The organism is Rhodococcus sp. D-46 (assembly GCF_011290655.1).
Classification (GTDB): domain Bacteria; phylum Actinomycetota; class Actinomycetes; order Mycobacteriales; family Mycobacteriaceae; genus Rhodococcus_F; species Rhodococcus_F qingshengii.
In genome coordinates this window covers 1-16,610 of record NZ_JAANTF010000025.1, presented here as the reverse complement: position 1 = coordinate 16,610, position 16,610 = coordinate 1, and the positions used below count along the sequence as shown (strand labels likewise).

General features: G+C 60.2%; 14 protein-coding genes and 4 pseudogenes. 2 read left to right on the top strand and 16 right to left on the bottom strand.

Annotated features, from left to right (window positions below; genetic code table 11):
* Positions 1-438 precede the first annotated feature (438 nt).
* The 11 genes and pseudogenes from G9U53_RS32760 to G9U53_RS32710 all read right to left on the bottom strand — a co-directional run.
* Positions 439-720 carry a transposase gene (locus G9U53_RS32760; RefSeq protein ID WP_225320460.1) on the bottom strand — a complete coding sequence of 94 codons (282 nt, stop codon included), beginning with the start codon at positions 718-720 and terminating at the stop codon, positions 439-441.
* Between the two features lie 376 nt (positions 721-1,096).
* Positions 1,097-1,345, bottom strand: a complete 249-nt coding sequence (locus tag G9U53_RS33830; RefSeq protein WP_230793642.1) for a PaaI family thioesterase — start codon at positions 1,343-1,345, stop codon at positions 1,097-1,099.
* Positions 1,346-1,955: 610 nt separating this feature from the next.
* Positions 1,956-3,020 (bottom strand): BtrH N-terminal domain-containing protein, encoded by a 1,065-nt coding sequence (locus tag G9U53_RS32750; protein WP_011331535.1) that lies wholly within the window; start codon positions 3,018-3,020, stop codon positions 1,956-1,958.
* A gap of 318 nt (positions 3,021-3,338) precedes the next feature.
* A complete protein-coding gene (locus tag G9U53_RS32745; RefSeq protein ID WP_011331536.1) occupies positions 3,339-4,541 on the bottom strand; it encodes an FAD-dependent oxidoreductase in 1,203 nt (400 codons plus the stop codon).
* On the bottom strand, positions 4,538-5,926 hold the full coding sequence (locus G9U53_RS32740) for a cytochrome P450 (RefSeq protein WP_021334602.1): 1,389 nt from the start codon (positions 5,924-5,926) through the stop codon (positions 4,538-4,540). Before G9U53_RS32740 ends, G9U53_RS32745 begins: the two co-directional genes overlap by 4 nt.
* Before the next feature lie 26 nt (positions 5,927-5,952).
* Positions 5,953-6,273, bottom strand: coding sequence for a 2Fe-2S iron-sulfur cluster-binding protein (locus tag G9U53_RS32735; protein ID WP_011331538.1), 321 nt, complete (start codon positions 6,271-6,273; stop codon positions 5,953-5,955).
* 349 nt (positions 6,274-6,622) lie between these two features.
* Entirely contained in the window at positions 6,623-8,020 is a 1,398-nt protein-coding gene (locus tag G9U53_RS32730) for an aldehyde dehydrogenase family protein (protein ID WP_011331539.1), read from the bottom strand.
* A 306-nt stretch (positions 8,021-8,326) separates the two neighbouring features.
* The gene (locus tag G9U53_RS32725; RefSeq protein ID WP_011331540.1) at positions 8,327-9,433 is read right to left on the bottom strand and encodes an NDMA-dependent alcohol dehydrogenase; all 1,107 of its coding nucleotides are present in this window, start codon (positions 9,431-9,433) and stop codon (positions 8,327-8,329) included.
* Positions 9,434-9,475: 42 nt separating this feature from the next.
* A complete protein-coding gene (locus tag G9U53_RS32720; RefSeq protein WP_011331541.1) occupies positions 9,476-11,104 on the bottom strand; it encodes a fatty acid--CoA ligase in 1,629 nt (542 codons plus the stop codon).
* 54 nt (positions 11,105-11,158) lie between these two features.
* Complete coding sequence (locus tag G9U53_RS32715) at positions 11,159-11,569, bottom strand: SCP2 sterol-binding domain-containing protein (protein ID WP_011331542.1); 411 nt, start codon at positions 11,567-11,569, stop codon at positions 11,159-11,161.
* Between the two features lie 424 nt (positions 11,570-11,993).
* Positions 11,994-12,452, bottom strand: a pseudogene (locus tag G9U53_RS32710) (DDE-type integrase/transposase/recombinase); the annotation flags it as partial.
* Positions 12,453-12,502: 50 nt separating this feature from the next.
* Between G9U53_RS32710 and G9U53_RS34325 the strand changes: the two are divergent.
* A pseudogene (locus G9U53_RS34325) lies at positions 12,503-12,628 on the top strand (transposase); the annotation flags it as partial.
* 378 nt (positions 12,629-13,006) lie between these two features.
* The gene (locus G9U53_RS33825) at positions 13,007-14,062 is read left to right on the top strand and encodes an IS30 family transposase (protein ID WP_211919460.1); all 1,056 of its coding nucleotides are present in this window, start codon (positions 13,007-13,009) and stop codon (positions 14,060-14,062) included.
* Here the strand turns inward: G9U53_RS33825 and G9U53_RS33400 are convergent.
* From G9U53_RS33400 to G9U53_RS34320, 5 genes and pseudogenes are all read right to left on the bottom strand, one after another.
* Entirely contained in the window at positions 13,986-14,498 is a 513-nt protein-coding gene (locus tag G9U53_RS33400; RefSeq protein ID WP_207624776.1) for a hypothetical protein, read from the bottom strand. The two genes, G9U53_RS33825 and G9U53_RS33400, sit on opposite strands and share 77 nt — an antisense overlap.
* Positions 14,499-14,509: 11 nt before the next feature.
* Positions 14,510-14,803, bottom strand: a complete 294-nt coding sequence (locus G9U53_RS32695; RefSeq protein ID WP_030537996.1) for a transposase — start codon at positions 14,801-14,803, stop codon at positions 14,510-14,512.
* Between the two features lie 569 nt (positions 14,804-15,372).
* Positions 15,373-15,981 carry a TetR family transcriptional regulator gene (locus G9U53_RS32690; RefSeq protein ID WP_021334597.1) on the bottom strand — a complete coding sequence of 203 codons (609 nt, stop codon included), beginning with the start codon at positions 15,979-15,981 and terminating at the stop codon, positions 15,373-15,375.
* A gap of 16 nt (positions 15,982-15,997) precedes the next feature.
* A pseudogene (locus tag G9U53_RS33820) lies at positions 15,998-16,206 on the bottom strand (cytochrome P450); the annotation flags it as partial.
* Positions 16,207-16,304: 98 nt separating this feature from the next.
* A pseudogene (locus G9U53_RS34320) lies at positions 16,305-16,420 on the bottom strand (2Fe-2S ferredoxin); the annotation flags it as partial.
* Positions 16,421-16,610: the final 190 nt, after the last annotated feature.

Below are 16,610 nucleotides of genomic sequence, written 5' to 3'. Positions count from 1 at the left end.
CGGTGCGCTGTTCCACAAGGGCAAGCTCCTCGAACGACCCGTCGAGATCACCCCGGAACCGTCACCGGACACGCCGGTATCCGAGGTCGCCTGACACACCTTAATCCACAGAATTTGACGATTCCTCACCTTGCGTGGATGGTAGATCCTCACCTGCAGACCTTCCTCTTTCCACAATCGGTGCACTTTCTTCTTGTTCACCGCCATCGCCTGATCGTGTCGCAGATGCGCCCAGGCGCGACGGAAGCCATGCAACGGGTGTGTTCGCGCGTAGTCACGCAGAATCGCTCTCAGGACCGCATCGGGGTCGGCGGGAGTCTGTGCGATCGGCGTACGGGCGTAGGTGGACCGGGCAAGCCCAACTGCTCTGCAGGCCAACCGCTTCGACACTCTCATCGTCGTGACGAGCATGTCGACAGCGCCGCTTGTCAGCCGGGCTCAAAATTTTCCCTTCGCCACCTCCCGCAGGGCGTCCTTCTCCAGTTCGGTGTCGGCGAGTAGTCGTTTGAGTTTGCCCTGCTGCTCCCGCAATTCCTTGAGTTCTTTCGCTGCGTCGATATCCATGCCGCCGTACTGGCGGCGCCAGTTGTACAACGTCGCTGCCGAAACCTCGAGCTCGCTGGCGATCTCTTCCTGCGTTTTCCCCGCCGCGGTGAGCTCGTCTGCTCGGCGCAACTTGCGCACGATGTCCTCTGCGGAGTTCCTCTTCCGTCCAGCCATGTTCCTCATCGTCCTATCCGCCCACGTCACGGGCAACAAGACTCTAAAACAAGATGGCCCCGTTCACTGGGGACATGCCAGTACAGCTCGCATGATCCATCTACCCGTTCATGCGTAGTAGTTGAACCAGGTCGAAATCTACTTCACCGCTGTGCAGCGCAAAGGCCCTCACGCCCGACGACTTTTCTGCGATCTCGACGAGGTGGCCGGCCGCCTACTCGCCTTCCAGAAATGTTATAACGCTACTGCCCACCCCTTCGATTGGACCTTCACGCGGCTGACCTTCACGAACTTCTCCACCGCCTCGGCGCCACGATCCTTATGCGCTATGGTCGTTCGGCGCGTGACCCCCGATTGGCTAACGGGCGCACACACACTAGAGCGATTCGGGTCGAAGCGCAGCGATGAAGTGCGCCAGATCTACGACAATGAAGACGCCAATGGCGGAGGCCACTACGTCTCCGGCGCCTTGCGCTCGAACTTCGGCAGCAACGTGCAGCTTGCGTCCATCACGCGCTTTCAGCGTGGCACTTACCTCATAGGGCACTTTCAGGCGAACCGGCGCGAGGAACTCGACATCGAGCTTACGTGTAACCGCCATGTCCCCGATCACATAAAGAAGCATTCCCACCATGTCATCGAGCACGGTGACCACAGCTCCCCCATGCGCGATGCCCGGAGCACCTCGATGCCGACTATCGAACACATGCTCCGCCACGACGCCGTCGCCGCGACGTCGCGCCAGTAGATGATGACCGTGGGGGTTGTCCGGGCCACAGCCGAGACACCATGGGTGGTGAGGCGGGAGAGGGTCGCCATCGGCCAGTGTGTCTCGCCGCTCCTCGAAGCTACTCCACCAGTCCGTCACGAGCGCGATCTCAACCTGGCCTTCGGAACAATCTTGATAGGTTTCAAGCGGTTCTGTCACGACCAACCCACTGAGGCAGGGTTCAGCCTGTCGACGGCATCAAGACGATCCCGGTCACCAAGCGGATCTCCTTCACCGGCAACCCCCATTTTATCAAAGCGTCGTCTGAGCATCATCACAGAATCAGCCGCATCGTGTCAGTCTCCTCGACGAGTTTCGCGCCCATCATGTATCTGTCACCAGCATTCTCTTTTGACGGATATTAGTACCACCGCAATGAAACGCACTCTCCGTGTAATGCCCTTCTCTGCACCAACTTTCGGCTTACATAACAAGCTACCTGATCTATTTCACGAGACGAACGTGGTTAGCGGTCTTCAGTTACCAACGAGCTGGACGCAACCTCTAAAGCCTCGACAAGATCCCTTTCGGCCCCGGGCAATCTACCAGCTGACAGGACAACCGCGTTCAAGCGAGCTCGCATGTCAACGTCACGCTGGATGCAAGCGCGCGCGGTCTCGGTCCAGGCCTGCGCACAACGGTCGGCGACTTGCGCGAGGCCTTCTGTGGCGAGGTCGCCGGTCAGTCGTGCGACCTCGGCGCACCCCTCGGCGAGTAAGCGTCGGAACAACCCGCCGCCGGTGCCTGCTTTCTCGATGAACGCGCCGAGACCGAACAGTAGGATCTCGAGTTCGTCGTCAGGAAGGTCTGCCCAGGTGTGGACGTCGGCTGCCAGCGCTGCGGCGGCTGCCAGCCCCTCAGCACCGCTCGATGCGGGGATATCGGCGATTCTTGCCCCTGATGGCTGACGCAAGTTATCAGCAGACTGCCGAAACGCTGCCGCTGCAGCGTCACCGATCACGGGAAGGTCGCTCGGCCAGGTAATCCGATACGTGCAGTGGCGCGTTGGCTGCGGGAACGACGTCGAAGACCTGGCCCGGGCCAGCGAGTCGAAGGGAACCTCCTGCACCTCGGCCCGGTCGTTGTCTACGACGAACGCTACGCCCGCGTCCTCGTCGTAGCCGATCACGACGATGTCGTGGCGGCTCATCTTCATCTGGACCCTCAGATACGGTAGCTCGGCGATGTCGCCCCACACCAGGCTTGGTCGACCGGAGTCGATTTCGTCGCGGACCCACGACCATCCCTCCTCTGGATCGTCGGTGGTTAGGACCTCGACCTGCCCGCCGAGTCGGCGCGGTAGGTCGACTTCGAAGTCGGCACCTCGTCCCACCAGATAAAGCGGTGGAACGAGGGCATTCGATCGAAGATAGGACAACCCCAAGGCACCCCCGAGGGTAAATGTCAGCCCCTCGCTGGGCGGTCCATCCCACCCGAGACCGTGCCAGTGCAGCAGATCTCGCATCGCGCCTGAACCACAGTGGCCCCCGATCTGATGGGGGTAGCCCTCGATGAGGGTTTTGTGCGGCATATGCGATCCTTTCCGAGTGGCGGGGCGTGGGGGTGTCGAAGACCAGTCAGTTGCCAGGGATTCGTTCCAAGTGGGCATGCGTAGCCCATGGGTCGACGTTGCTTACGAACACTGAAGTGGTGGCCCACAGTTGGCACCGAACTGTTGCGGGTCTCGTTGGATCGAGCTCAAGCTCGGAGGGAAGGGTCGATTCGCGAGCCGCCGATAGAAGCCGCAGTTTCGTTAGTGGGCGCGCCGAATGAGGTTTGGACCTGTTCGTCCTTCGAATTGCGTATCGCTCGCCGACGTCATATCGATCGAGCTCAAGGCAGAGTCGCCTCACACTGCACCGGCGAGTGACAGTTCGGCGCGGTCGATGGGGAGCTGCTGCGAGATGACCCGCTTGCTGAACATGAAGTCGCGGGGACGATTGATGCAGTCCGCCGCAATCAGCTCTGCACTGCGTAGGTAGTAGCAGGTGAAGTCGCGGTCACGGGTCGGGTTTCCGCTGAGGACGACTTCGTCGTACCCAGTGTTGAGCCCGGCGATCTGGAGCTTGAGATCGTATTGATCCGACCAGAACCAGGGAAGCGCCTTTATCTCCTTAGGCTTTCCGCAAATGGTCGCGGCAGCGACCTTGGCCTGCTCGGCGGCGCTCGGCACGGACTCCAGGCGAATGCGACGTCCGTAGCGGGCCATGTCGTGGCTGGCGCAATCCCCGGCGGCCACGATGTTGTGATCACTGGTCCGGGCGTGGTCGTCGATGACGACGCCATTGTCAACAGCAAGGTCCGCGGCGGCGGCGAGGTCGACATTGGGCTCCACGCCGATTCCGACAATGAGGAGGTCGGCAGGGATTGATTCGCCGCTGGCCAGGACCACTTCGCGGACGCGGCTATCGCCGGTGAGCGCTTCGACCAGGGCTCCCGTGCGGATATCGACCCCTTCACTGCGGTGGATTCGGTCGAAAAATGCGGAGACTTCGGGAGCGGTGACCCGCTCGAGGACGCGTTCGGTCGCCTCCAACACGGTGACCTCCAGACCCAGTGCACGCAAGGAGGCGGCCGTCTCTAGGCCGATGTAGCCCCCGCCGACGATCACGGCTCGACGTCCGGGGGTCGCGGCCTTTCGAATCAACCCAACATCCGCGGCGGTGCGTAGGTAGTAGACGCCGGCCAGGTCGGCCCCCGGGGTAGGGAGCCGCCGCGGGCGGGCACCGGTGCACAAGGCGAGCTTGTCATAGGTCAACGCGTCGCCAGTGCTGAGCGAAAGGCTTCCTGCTGAGCGGTCGATCGCCTCTACAGTCGCGTCCAGGAGTTGGATCCCGTGCTTGCTGTAGAACTCGACGCTTCGGATCTCCAGGTCCTTGAGCGTGCTCTTCGAGGCCAGGTAAGCCTTCGACAAAGGAGGGCGTTGGTACGGCAGCGCTGATTCATCGCCGATGAGGACGATCTCTCCGGTCCAACGTTCCTGGCGCAGGCTGGCTGCGAGTTGAGCCCCAGCATGGCTGGCCCCGATGATGACGGCGCGCTGTGCGGTCATGCGTCGGATTTCGGGGTGAGGCGGACCGTCATCTTGCTGATCCCTCTCACGAAGTTGGACTGGACGTATTCGGGTTCGCCGATGACATCGATGTTCTCGAAACGAGCGAGCAATTCCTCCCAGAGGATCCGCAGCTGAAGTTCGGCCAACCGGTTACCCATACAGCGGTGAACACCGAAGCCGAAAGAGATGTGGTTGCGCGCGTTGGCCCGGTCGATGATGAAGTCGTCGGGCCGGTCGAACACGCGTTCGTCGCGGTTGCCCGACGCGTACCACATCACGACCTTGTCGCCTTTCCGGATGAACTGCCCGTTGAGCACCGTGTCGACCTTGGCGATTCGTCGCATGTAGGCCAATGGTGTCTGCCACCGGATGATCTCCGAGTTCATGTTGGAGATCAGGTCGGGATTGGCCTTGAGTTTCTCGAATTGATCGGGGAACCGGTTCAGCGCGAGAACACCGCCGCTCATCGAATTGCGGGTGGTGTCGTTGCCACCGACGATCAGCAATACGAGGTTGCCCAAGAATTCCATCGGTCGGCTGATCAGGTCCTTGGTGTCGGCGTTGCTCTGCAGCATGGTGATCAGGTCGAACCCTGGTTCTTCTCCGGCAGCGGTCCGGGCCGCTTTGTCGTGCCAGTGCTCGCTGAGACCTTGTGCCATCTCGCGCATACCGACGAACGTGTCGTCGAGGTCTGAGGGGCCGCCGTTGGTCTGCTCCATCGAGGTTGCGAGGTCTGACCATTCGACGAGTTTATGACGCTGTTCGTATGGAAAATCGAGAAGGGTTGCAAGCATTCGAGCGGTCAACTCGATAGAGACGTTCTGTACCCAGTCGAATGGCTCATTCCTTGGCAGGTCATCGAGCACCTCCTGGACTCGCGAACGAATCAGCCCCTCCATCTCACGAAGATTCTTCGGCGCGACCACGCCCTGGACGGCGGCCCGCTGCCTGTCATGGCGGGGCGGATCCATCGCAATGAACATTGTGATATCTAAAAAACGCGGCGGGACCCCGATGACGATTAGCGGCTCGGCGGAGAATGACTCATGATCCTTGTCGACGGCCATTATGTCGGCATGCCGCGTGACCGACCAGAACGGCCCGAAGGGACTGTCCGGTAAATAGTGCACCGGCGCCTCATTGCGTAGGCGCTCGTAGTAGGACTGCCAACGCCCCTGACGATAGAGAAACGGGTTGCTGAGGTCGATGTCAGCGAGCTCGACGTCTTCGACCGGTGGTATTGGGCTCTCTACGAACAGCTTCTTTCCGTTCGATCCGGTCACCCAACGTCGGGTCCTGTCGTACAGGTGTGCGCCGCGGATTTGCAGGTCGATCGGGATGGCAGATTGAACTTTGTCAGTGATCACTTCAGAAACCTTCATTACGTCTTATCCGTCACTCTCGTGGGTCACATCTGAAATTCTGGCGTCTGGACAATCAAGCCGTCCCACGCCGCCGAAACGAGCATCTGGCAAGACAATCGGGAGGTGGGTTGACGCTCGGGGTTCATCGCAAGCATCTCCTCCTCCTCCGATCCTGAACGTCCGACCAACTCGGACCACTGCGGGTCGACGATCACATGGCAGGTCCCACACGCGGCTTCACCCCCACAGTCGCCATCAATACCGGGCACCGCGTTGTTGGTTGCGATCTGCATCAACGACGAACCTTCCTCGAGAGACACCTCACGCTCCTCGCCGTCGCGAGAGACAAAAGTGACAACAGCCATAACCAACTCCTGATGCAGCGTATTGATGGGATTTTAAATTCTGACAGCAACTGACCATGTCGGCTATGTTCGCCAGAGTCAGATGGTTGTGAATTCGACTCAGGGGGGAAAATGAAACGCAATGATGCGGGCGTGCCTCCTCCAGCTTTCACGCAACGAGTCATTCCAGTTCGACCTAGCGAGCCTGAACTCGCAACGCTCAATCCGAGAATTCGCTCATCCCCGAGCCTTGATGCCATTTGATTTACGGCTCCCCACTTTTGGTTGACGAAAAGTAGGTCCCCCCGGCGCCGAAAACCTTCAGGATCAGCGATAACAGGGGTCATTCGAACGGCGGGCACCAACCCGTTCACAGAAGTTTCCGTAGCAACTTGATCGTACGTTCAGTATACGGTGGATAAATCAGACGCAGATCGGGTTTGGTGGATTTGGACAGCACTGCTCTGCGGTGGCTGAGAGCCTCGAACCCCCATTTGCCGTGATACTCGCCGAGGCCGCTGGCACCGACACCACCGAAAGGCAGCTGCGGAATTAAGCAGTGCAATGCGACGTGATTGATGACGGCACCACCGGACGGGATGCGGTCGATCAGGTCACGACCTAGCTGCGATGAAGTGGTGAATAGGTAAAGTGCTAATGGCTTCGGGCCGGCGTTAATACGGGTTACAGCTGCGCTAATCGAGTCGATCGTGAGGATTGGCAACACAGGGCCGAAGATTTCACTGGCCATCATCGCGTCGGTGTCGGGCGGATTCACAATGACCGTCGGCTCGATACGCAAACTGTCTCGGTTGAAGTGCCCTCCGCTGACGATGGTGCCCTGGGTGGCGGTGAGTAGTTGAACCAAGCGGTCGAATTGCCGTGCATTGACGATCGGCAGCGCGAACTCTTCTTCGGCAGACCGGAACTGGACGATGTTCTGGACGATCTTCTCCACCAGTTCGTCGACGATCGACTTATCAGCCAGAACATAATCCGGGGCGATGCAGGTTTGTCCAGAGTTGAGCAATTTCACCCACGCAATCCGACGCGCAGCGACGTCGATGTCGGCGTCGGCTGCCACGACGACTGGGCTCTTCCCGCCCAACTCGAGCGTCACCGGAGTCAACGTCAGCGCGGCAGTGGCCATAATCTTCTTACCGATCTCGGTGCTTCCAGTAAACAAGGCGTGATCGAAACCCTGGAAAAGCAGATCCTGAGTCGTCTCCCCGTCACCCTCGACAACGCGGACCGCCTCCGCATCAACATATTGCGGCACCAACCGGGCAAGCAACTCGGAGGTTGCAGGCGCAAGCTCGGATGGCTTGATCACTGCGCAGTTGCCGGCTGCCACCGCCGCCACCAAGGGACCCAGATTCAAATACAGGGGATAGTTCCATGGTCCGATGATCAGGACGACGCCCAACGGGTCGTACTGCACCCACCCGCGACCGGGCAATTGACTCAGCGGCAACGACACTCTCTTATGCCGCATCCATTTCTTCAGGTGCTTCCGCGCGTAGCGGGCTTCAGTCTTCGTGGCGTTGATGTCGCCGAGCCATGCCTCTACAGAAGAGCGGCCTAGGTCCTTGGACAACGCCAAGGCGATTTCGCTCTCACGTTCGGAACAAAGTCGCTCGATCCCTGTCAATTGGTCCAGTCGCCACTGCAGATCCCGTGTGCGGCCTGAATTTGCGACACGTCGGACCTCGTCGAGCAGTTGCTTGCGGTCGCGCCTGCCGCCCTGCGCCTCCATTTGTAATGGCATGTCAACTGCCTTTCTAGTAGCTCGGGCGATTTCTCTGGTAAACGGGTAGACATCATCGAATCGGGGTCCCAACGGCGCCGACCACGACAGCCGAGGCTTTCTTCATGAGGGAGATTTAGAACGACATCGGCCGGTCACCATCAAGGTATTGCCGGAGTCGTTGCATTTGTGGGCGAGTTTCACGGAAATGCCCCTAAGCCGGTGAGGGCTCCACGGCGCAGTACTCGATCTGCAAACCTCGCCGTTATTTGGGCTCCGCCACCCGACATTCACCACTGACTGCGGGAATTTGTCCCCGCGGTGGCGTCAGAATCGAATGAGCCCTCGGATGTTGCGGCCTGATCGCATGTCCTCATAGCCCTCGTTAATCTGATCGAGAGTGTACTCACGGGTGATCAGCTCATCGAGCTTGAGGTTTCCGCCGTTGTACAGTTCGACGAGGCGAGGGACGTCATGCGCAGCGTTCGACGAGCCGTACAGGGAACCGCGGATCTGCTTTTCGTAGAGTGTCAACTCCAACAAAGAGCCCGACATAGTGGTCTCCTCGGGATGCCCGATCGCGGTGACAACCACTCGCCCACGTTTGCCAACGAGTGATAGCGCCTCGGAAGTATAGGACCCTTCGGCGACATCCGTGGTCAAGATGCAGACGTCGGCGAGTTTGCCGCGAGTAATGTCACTGACCAGCGCCCACGCTTCGTCGATCGAGGCAACGGCATGCGTCGCGCCGAACACGCTGGATTGCTCCCTTTTGAATTCCACGGGGTCGACGGCGATGATGTTCAACGCGCCGGCGATCCGTGCGCCTTGAATCGCGTTCATGCCGATACCGCCGGCTCCGATTACGACCACTGTGTCCCCGGCGCGCACTTCGCCTGTGCGCACCGCCGACCCGTAACCGGTGGTGACGCCGCAGCCGATCAACGCCGCCTTATCCAGCGGTGTTCCTGTATCGATCTTAACCAGCGACGCCCTCGGCACGACCGTGTACTCCGAGAAGGTGCCCAGCAAGCACATCTGGCCGATGTCCTCGCCGCGTGCATGGAAGCGGTAGGTGCCATCGAGCTGGGGTCCCATCATGACGGCCGCGCCTGCGTCGCACAGGTTCCCTATACCGCGTGCGCAGTAGGAACAGTGCCCGCACGACGGAAGGAAGGTGAGGATGACCGAATCGCCCTCGGCGATATCCTCGACTCCCGCGCCGATTTCCACCACGGTGCCGGCGCCTTCGTGACCGCCGACTACGGGTAGAGGGAAGGGCAAGTCACCGGTCACGAGATGTTCATCGGAATGGCACAACCCACTCGCGGTCAGCCTGACGAGCACCTCGTTGGGGCCGGGCGGATCAAGCTCGACTTCCTCTACCTCCCACTTCTCTCCCAGGCCCCAGAGAACAGCAGCGCGTGTCTTCATGATTCTCCTTAGATCAATAATTCGGTTGCCGTGAAGGCCGATTCAGTCGAGCGTCTCAACAATGAAGTCACCGTCGGCGTATTGGCGCCGCAACTTCTTCTTGTCAAACTTGCCTGTCGAGGTCAGTGGAACTTCAGTAACGAATGCCCATCGTTCAGGTAGCCACCACTTGGCCACACGGTCGCGCAAGAATCCCGACAGCTCCCTAGCCGTAACGGTGCGTCCGGTATCGAGGACAACCACTGCCAGCGGTCGTTCCTGCCACTTATCGTCTGGCACACCGATCACAGTGGCGGTGCGCACCGCAGGATGAGCGGCCAATTCATTCTCCAGTTCGACTGACGAGATCCATTCACCTCCCGACTTGATGACATCCTTGGAACGGTCGGTCAGAGTGATGAACGCATCTGCGCTGATCACGCCAACATCTCCGGTACACAACCATCCATCCGGCGTCACCGCCGCACTGTCATGCTGGTAGTACGACCCGGTGATCCATGGGCCGCGAATCTGAATCTCGCCCACCGACTTTCCGTCCCAGGGCTGCTCAGCATCAGAGTCGTCGACGATGCGGGCCTCCACACCGGCCACCACCCTGCCCTGGGTTCCGCGTACCTGAAGGGACCTCTCCGGTGAGTCGGTGTCCCGCGGGAGCGCGACTGCAGCAAGCGGCGAGGTCTCGGTCATTCCCCATGCCTGTACGATGCGGATACCCAGCTCGTCGTAAGCGGTTATCAACGACCGCGGAACGGCTGAACCCCCGCAGGCCACCATCTTCAGCGAACTGACGTCATGGCCTGGATTGTCACGCAGGTAGTGCAAAACGTCGGTCCAGATCGTCGGGACCGCTCCCGCCATCGTCGGTCGCGCTGCCTCGATCATCTCCACCAACGGCTCAGCCTGTAAAAAGCGGTCGGGCAGCAGCATCTGCGCGCCTGCCATCATCGCCGCGTACGGCAGTCCCCACGCATTGGCATGGAACATCGGCACGATCGTCAATACCGTGTCGTCATGACCGATGCCCAGCGCATTCGAGGCGCACGCTGCCTGAGAATGCAGCCACGTCGAACGATGGCTGTAGATAACGCCTTTCGGATGGCCGGTGGTGCCGCTGGTGTAGCACATCGCAGCGGCCGACCGTTCGTCGACGTCTGGCCAGTCGAATGAGCTCGGCTGGGCGGCGACCACATCGTCGTACCGAAGGACGTCCTTTCCACACCCCTCAACAGCGGCAAGGTCGCCAGTACCGGTGACGAGCACCGTGCGAACCGAGGTCATCGAGGGAAGAGCCGACGCCAGGAGAGGAAGGACCGTTCCGTCGACGATGACCACCCGATCGTCGGCATGGTTTGCGATCCACGTCAGCTGTTCAGTCGGCAGTCGCAGATTCAACGTGTGCAGCACCGCGCCCATCGATGGCACCGCCGAATAGCATTCCAGATGCTCCTGGTTACTCCATTGGAGGGTCGCGACGCGCTCATCTCCACGAATCCCGATCGCGCGCAATGCATTAGCCAACTGAGCCGCACGTTCGCCCAGCTCTCGGTACGACACCCGGGAGATCTGCCCGGGTCCACGCGCGGTCAACACCGCACGCTCGCCATGAATCCTGGAGGCATGCCGCACTATCGACGACACGGTCAGCGGAACGTCCTGCATGGTGCTTTTCATCGCGCCACCGTCCTGCGGTCAGCGGTCAAGCGGAAGTCACGCATCGATCGGTAGTCACGCATCGATGAGATCCTGTCGATTCTCGCTCTGCAACATCGACTTGTACTCGGGAAACAGGTTCTTGGCCTGTGGGATCAGTTTGAGCAACTTGGGCACCGGCCCTTTTGCGCGCACGGTTCCCTTGGCCATCGCCATTGTCAGGTTCACCTTCCCTAGCCAGAACTTGTTCCCGGTGTCCGAAGACATGAACAGTTCGACATTGGGGACTGCGGTACTCGAAGCTCCGGTCTCCACCACTTTGTTCGGCATATCCACCGTCACCACCGCATCCGGATCGGTGTAATACACCCGCAACACCACCCCCGAGCCCGCAAGCTTGTCCGCCAGCCCCTCGATCTCCAGGCCACGCCGAAATATCCCGGCCATGTAGGCGTAAACCTCGTCCTCATTCTTGAACACAGCCATCTCGAACCTCCACCAATCTCGTTGTAGGTAATGCGCGGTCGCGAGCGACCAGGGACGCTCAATCTGCGATAGTCACCGCTCCCGTCAAACAAGTCATCGGGGGTGACCGCCTCTCAGCCGAACTCGTCGTTGCGAGGCATGCTTCCCGCCCACACGAGGGTGCGTGTGATGTTCACCATACCACCTTTTGCTCAAATCGTTACCTTTTTTTGTTTTTGTAAATACCCTGAGGTTACTCACGCGGATGCGTCGGGTTGCGACAAGAACATGATCTGCTCGGAGCGGACCGTGGAAGTCCGACAGTGGAATACGAGACGCTGCGGGAGTCGCAGCGCATTTCAAGCCAAAGATGACGGCATACGCATCGGCCACGATCACAAGGAAACAAGATTGGGTCTGCTGCACGGATAGGTGACAGTTGTAGTCACGCAGCCGGTGCGGCTGGTGTGTTCATGATGGTCTCGTATTCGATGGGGGTCAATCGGCCGAGGGCGGCCTGGCGTCGGCGGCGGTGATAGGTCCGCTCGATCCAGGTGACGATCGCTGTTCGGAGCTCCTGGCGGGTCGCCCAGGCCTGACGGTCGAGGACGTTCTTTTGCAACAGCGAGAAAAAGCTTTCCATTGCAGCGTTGTCGCCGCAGGCTCCGACTTTGCCCATCGATCCGATCAGGTCGTGAGTAGTTAAGACGTTAAGGAACTTTCGGGACGAAAATTGAGAGCCTCGGTCCGAGTGAACCACGCATCCGGTGACGTCGCCGCGGCGAGCGAGGGCGTTGTTCAGAGCGGTGACCGCCAGGCGGGCTTTCATCCGCGAGTCGATGGAGTATCCGACGATCCGATTACCGCAGGCATCTTTGATCGCACACAGATACAGCTTCCCCTCACCGGCTTGGATTCCAGCAATCGTCGCAACACCTACTGGAAGGTGTTGCAATGGCTGGCAAAAAGTACACGGATCAGCAGAAGGAAGAATTCTTCCGACTACTCGATAGAGGTGGCACGGTCCGCGCCGCAGCGCGTGCAGTCGGCGTTCATGAAGACGCAGGCTACAACTGGTTGCGGAAGACAGGGCTGACCATGGCGCGGGCCGCGCCGCGCACCTACCCCGCGGAACTCAAAGCTGAGTTCTTGCGGCTCGTTCGCGAGCGGCAAATCATCTCAACTGTTGCTCATGAGCTGGGGATTCATCGGCCAACAGCCCATGTATGGGCGCGGAAAGCAGGAATATCGACCAGCGAGGCACGCAAGGTCAACCCGCGGCGTGAAGAGTTCCTACGTCTACGAGCGGCGGGACTCACGCGCGTGGAGGCGAGGGCTCGCGTCGGGGCCGATGCCCGATCGGCGACCGACTGGGACAAAGGCATCACCATCATCAACCGAGGGCGTGTCTATCCCGACGGCCGGGTGGTGCGGTACCCCGTAAAGAACAATGATGTTGTGCCAGAACGAAGAACTCGCGCGATCGGCGGAAGTGTCGACCTCAATGTGGTCGAGAAGATCATCCATCCCCGTTACCTCAGCCTGCTCGAACGGGAGCAGTTGCAGGATCTACGGCGTGCGGGGTTGTCGATCCGGGCGATCGCGTCGGAGATGCGACGCGCACCGTCGACGATCAGCCGAGAACTCAAGCGCAACACCGTCTCGGTGAGGGGATATATGCCTCATACGGCGCATCGGCTGTCGGTGAAGCATCGGGCCAGGCCGCGGAGGGCGAAGCTGGTTGCCAATGCCGAGCTTCGTTCCTATGTCCAAGGGAAATTGGCGAAAAGGTGGTCGCCGCAACAGATCAGTCACCGACTGGTCAAGGACTTCCCGACCACGCCGGAAATGCGTGCGAACACCGAGACGATTTATCAAGCGATCTACGTGCACGCCCGAGGCGATCTCACACGTGAACTCGGAAAGCAACTGCGCCGCGGTCGAATTGCGCGCAAGCCACATAGGCAGTCCGATGCCCGTCGGCCGCGGTTCGTAGACCCGATGAACTCGATCAGCAATCGGCCGGCAGAGGTTGACTCGCGAAAAGTGCCAGGTCATTGGGAGGGCGATCTCATCATCGGTGCGCTGGGTGGATCGGCGATCGCGACACTAGTCGAACGCTCCTCCCGCTTCGTGATGCTCGGGCACCTCGGACGTGAACGGACTGCCGAAGCCGTCCGCGACTCTCTCATTACCACCGTCCGTCATCTGCCCGCATCGCTGCGAGGAACTCTGACCTGGGACCAAGGCGCCGAGATGGCCGAGCACCGGGCATTCGCCGCCGCGACCAACTTCGACGTCTACTTCGCAGACGCGGGCGCTCCCTGGCAGCGCGGCAGCAACGAGAACACCAACGGGCTTCTCCGCCAATACTTCCCGCGCGGTACCGACCTGGAAGCGCACAGCGTCGACAAACTCTTGGCCGTCGCGGAGGAGCTTAACGACCGACCCCGGAAATCGCTCGACTGGGACACCCCTGCCGAGCGCCTGAGTGCTTTACTGGAAGTCTCGTAATTACGAGTGTTGCGACGATTGCTGGAATCCAAGCGGTGGGGTGCTCGGTGATGTCGGTGAGCCACAATCGGTTCGGACGCTGCGCGGTGAACTCGCGTTGCACCAGGTCCTCGTGCACGGCCGGCCCGGAACGCACCGACTTCAGTCGGCGAGGCTTCTTGCCGAACCTCGACCACCAGGTGTTATCCGAGCAGATCCGCCACGCCGTCCGTGCCGCCATGACCTGACCCGCGGCCTCGGCTTCGTCGGCGAGAAACCGGTACCCGAACTCAGGGTCGTCCCGGTGGGCATCGAACAACGCGTTCGCCCGATATGCCCAGGTCAGATCTGCCTCGGTGACCGCATCACGCAGCCACCGATAGTACGGTTGGCGGGAGAGCTTCAAGACCCGGCACGAGACCGCGACGGGGATTCCGTCGACGGCGAGCTCCTTCACGAGCGGGTACATCATTTTCCCGGCAGATTCGCCTGCGACAGATACGCCGCAGCTCGCCGCAGCACCTCATTCTCCTGCTCCAGCAGCCGAACTCGTTTCTTCAACTCCCGGTTCTCGGCCATACTCATGCTGCTCAGCCCGGGTTTCGTACCGTCATCGACATCGGCTCGTCGCATCCACTTCGACAGTGTCATCGGGTGCACCCCGAAATCCGCGGCAACCTGATCGATCGTCACACCCGGTTCCCGGCCGCGGGCCACCCGGACTACATCCTCGCGAAACTCCTGTGGGTAAGGCTTCGGCATAGCTGCATCCTTCCAGGCCACCCCGAAGGTAAGCCAGATCAGATGTCACCTATCCGTGCAGCAGACCCATTCGGATAAAGTTATGGGTCAGTTGGCGGTAGCGTGACTTTCTCCGTTCCCACACGCACGTCTGCGCAGCGGAAACCAGTTATACCCGTCAGCGGGACCCGGTATACGATGTACTCGCCGCTCCGGCGACACTGAATCGCCCTCCCATAGGAGGGCGATGGTTTGACAAAGCCACTTGGCCTACCTCTGATGCCGCGGCCATCGAAGTGAGTGTTCAGGCTGGACCCCAGCAAACCACTTTCCTGCGAATGTTAGGTGAAGAGAGAGAACGCTGCGTTCGATTCGGTCTTCCGCCACACGATGTCGACACGAGCGCACCAGTGTGCTCCGCCTTCCCACACAACGACAGCTGTCGCGGGATGTCATGCGGCGAAAAATCGTGACTGGCGGAGGGACTAATGCCCATTTACCATTGTCGACATCTCGTTACCGTGCTACGACGCCACACGACCCAGTATCGCAGTCTACGAAGGTTACGAAGCCTACTCTGCGGGCTCGTTCTACCGAAGGCCAAGGTAGCGGAGCACCGAGAGTGAAATCTGGTCTGCTACGGCTTGGTTGCAGCGTTCCATAGAACCCGGGAGCACCAGATGACTGACGGTGAGGCGGATCCAAACATCGACCGCAGGGACAACGTCGGCAGCACGATCACCTCTGAGATGGGTCTGAATCCACGTCACCAATTCTTCGGTGGCGGACTTCAGCATGTTCGTCGATGTAGCGAGTAACGGCAACACCCCAGTGCCCATACGGGTGAGGTCATCCGAACGGCCAAGCTGGACGCCCAACAGGGGACTTTCAACGGCTTCGTCCAACGTGTAACGAACGGCTGCCGTGATGGCCGTCGGTACGTCGGCTGCGTTTGCGTCGAGGACCTTCCGGATTCCATCCAGAAAGCGGTGAGTCTCGCGCACGACTAGTGCGTCGCCGAGGGCAGCTTTACTCGCGAACTCGCGATACAACGTAGGCCGGGATACGCCAATCACAGCGGCGATTTCACTGAATCGCACTTTCTCCCAGCCCTTCTCGATGGCCAACTCCTGAGCTGCTCGCAAGGCTTCAGCGCGCAGCTGCAGACGAAAGGAAACCCGGACGGGCTCGACAACCATGACTAGAGTGTAACGGCTGATCAAGGAACCGGTTCAATGCCAGAACATCGCCGATCATTGAATCCCGGGTCATGTCGTTGCCGCCGACGATTAGCAATACCAAGTTGCCCAAAAACTCTCCCGGCCCAGCTAATCAGTGCCTTAGGTCTCAGCGTTGCCCTACACGTGGAGGTCCAGATCGAATCCGGCTTCTTCTCCGGCAGCGGTCATGTCCGCTTTGTCGTGCTAGTACCGCGGAAACGAACAACTGACAGACGCCGCGCACCGGACCTGCCGTGCGTGCGCCGATCCGCAGTGGCCTGAGATGGTCGGGCGCCCCGCAGGTCGCCGTCGATGCCGGGCACTGCGTTGTTGATTGCGATCCGCATCAACGGCAGCCTTCCTCGAAGAGGCGTCTCGCCATTCTCTCGTCGTACGATACAAAGGTCTCACCAGCCATAACCAACTCCTGATGCTGCGTTTATGTGATCGTTCAAATTGTGGTCGAAGTTGACTGCGTCGGGAGGAATCGTCAAATTCTGTGGATTAAGGTGTGTCAGGCGACCTCGGATACCGGCGTGTCCGGTGACGGTTCCGGGGTGATCTCGACGGGTCGTTCGAGGAGCTTGCCCTTGTGGAACAGCGCACCG